This is a genomic window from Pseudoalteromonas sp. 120-MNA-CIBAN-0494 (assembly GCF_040308885.1).
GTDB lineage: Bacteria > Pseudomonadota > Gammaproteobacteria > Enterobacterales > Alteromonadaceae > Pseudoalteromonas > Pseudoalteromonas nigrifaciens.
Genome location: NZ_JBEOOE010000072.1, coordinates 1 through 2,370 on the forward strand (window position 1 = coordinate 1; position 2,370 = coordinate 2,370).

At 37.6% G+C, this 2,370-nt stretch carries 1 protein-coding gene and 1 pseudogene; both read left to right on the plus strand.

The genetic code is table 11. The annotated features are described in order from the left end of the window. The first annotated feature begins 913 nt into the window (after positions 1 to 913). Entirely contained in the window at positions 914 to 2,236 is a 1,323-nt protein-coding gene (locus AAEY55_RS17985) for a Fic family protein (RefSeq protein WP_350552573.1), read from the plus strand. Between the two features lie 13 nt (positions 2,237 to 2,249). Continuing rightward, positions 2,250 to 2,336: pseudogene (locus AAEY55_RS17990) on the plus strand (transposase); the annotation flags it as partial. Between the last annotated feature and the right edge of the window lie 34 nt (positions 2,337 to 2,370).

Sequence of the window (2,370 nt, forward strand, 5' to 3'; positions counted from 1 at the left end):
TGAGGATGAAGCGTTAATTACTGTAGCAAAAGCGCGTTTAGCTGCTCCCAAAGTAGGTGTCAAAACCTCGCTAGATACCCTATGAACATTACGCAAATTTAATGCTCGATATCTAATGAACCACCTTTAAATAATCATATGGTAAATATTAATGAATTACTAAGAGAAGAGTAGCTACTTTGATTTGGCTCTAATTTGCCAGTAGTGTTACTTTTCTTCTTACTAAGTATTTTTTAAAATTTAAAAGAGGGCAGTTACACCAGGCTCATTATAAACTTGAGGAAATCGACTTCACCCCATTTTGGCGTTTTATACACCATAATTATTAATTGCTGATAACTATATATTCCCCAAGCCGTCTAAGCCACTACCTAATTCAGCATAATTAACCTATCACTATGAACCTGATTAATAACACTAGCCATAATTTTAATATCGCAACAAATTCATATAGCTTTGGTATTTTTTAATATTGATAGTTCATGGATATTTTTAAAATATAGCCACAGGTAAATTGCTATACAAAGGGGCGCAAACATGAATAACATATCACGAAAATTAGCAGATTCGCTTGAGCAATTACAGCAGCTTCAGGCGTCAACCGCATTATCATGATAATACGATTGCTGAATTTTTTGCCACGATTAAAAAGCGAATAATTAAGTGTAAGAGATACCCACACGATAAGATGCGAAAGCTGGGAAGCCCAAACCAACCTCAAAAACTAAATATTCTGTCGACGCTTGCTGTAAAAAGTATACTGATATATCCTAATCAGGCTCCAAGATGTCAAATAAAAGTTAACTAAATGTTTTTATAAATCAAAATTTCTCTCCATATGATTCATAAGGTATAGGCTTTTAAATCACAATTAGGTATAAAGTGATTTATAACGGAAGAAGGTTTAAATCACATGTATCATTGGCAACAAAAAAATTGGCCTCAATTTGAATATGACACAACACGCTTTGAGGCAAGTGTCAGCGAGTATTCGAAAAAAGCTTACAGTATTGAAGGGGCATTATCGCAAATACCGTTAAGTGACCATAATGATGCATTTGTCCACTTACTAGTGGAAGAAGCATTAAGCACCAGTGCCATTGAAGGTGAAAAACTTAACCGTGAAGAGGTGCGCTCATCAGTTGCTCGTTTTCTAGGGTTAAAAGAGCCAGAGCGTGGTGGTTACTTCCCTAAAGAAAAAGGCATTGCGGCAATGCTTGTTGATGTGCGCAAAAGCATTAAAAGTGCTATGTCTAAAACCTTACTTTGCCGTTGGCACACGCTACTATTACACGGTAGTGAAGATTATTATGTAAATCCTATTACAAAAGGCGATTATCGAGACTCGTCCATTGATGTAATAAGAGAAGACTTATACGGCGACAGTGAAATCATCTACAAAGCACCCGGTAATAATCGCACTGAGGTTGAACATGAAATGGATGCTTTCATACAGTGGTATAATAGCGCCAATTGTTCAGGCCCTATAAAAGCAGCAGTTGCTCATTTATGGTTTGTCGCTATTCATCCGTTTCAAGATGGGAATGGCCGTGTTGGTAGAGCCATAGCCGAGCATGCGTTATTTCAAGACTTTTCGAGACCGCCGCTTTTTAGTATGTCGAGCATGATTAATACTAATCGAATGGAGTATTATCAACAGCTTAGAAATACTAATGCTAGCTTACAAATTAATGAGTGGATAGCGTGGTTTGTTGAGCTAGTTAGAACTTCGCAAGATAAGTCACTTGAGTCCGTTGAATTTGTATTGCAAAAATCAAAATTTTGGGCTGAATATGCAGAGGTCAAACTCAACCAACGCCAAGAGAAAGTGATGAAAAAAATCTTCACTGTCGGCGCTGACGGCTTTGTGCGTGATGGTTTAACTAATGAAAAATATCGAGCCATAACCGGTGCGCCACCGGCAACCGCTACAAGGGATTTAAAATCATTGGTTGATAATGGCTTACTCTACCCATCAGGTGAAGGTAAACGTGGCTTACGTTACTTTGTGAACTTCCCGCAAGATAACAACCTGTTTGTAGGTAAAGAAAATGATCCATTGGTGGATGATATTAGCTTAAGCAAAATCTTAAAGAAAATAGAGCGTAATATTGAATATTTTCGTGGTGAAAAAAACTCAGGCTTAACAAAGCTTATTGATGAATATAAGGCTCTATCATTAGATGATAAAGTAGCGGATCGAAAGTTAGAAAAGCTTTTAGGACGAAACAGGTAAATTAGTTAGACCCTCTTTTGGGTCTGACGGATATTTTGTTTGCTCTGTTGGAAATGTGGCTGCTGATACAATTCGAAAATACATTCAAGAGCAGGGCTAACTATTCCGATTCATCCCATCGACGCCGCTTCGCG

Excerpts from the sequence above, each read along its gene's own strand:
- AAEY55_RS17985 (WP_350552573.1), top strand. The coding sequence starts at position 914 with ATGTATCATTGGCAACAAAAAAATTGGCCTCAATTTGAATATGACACA.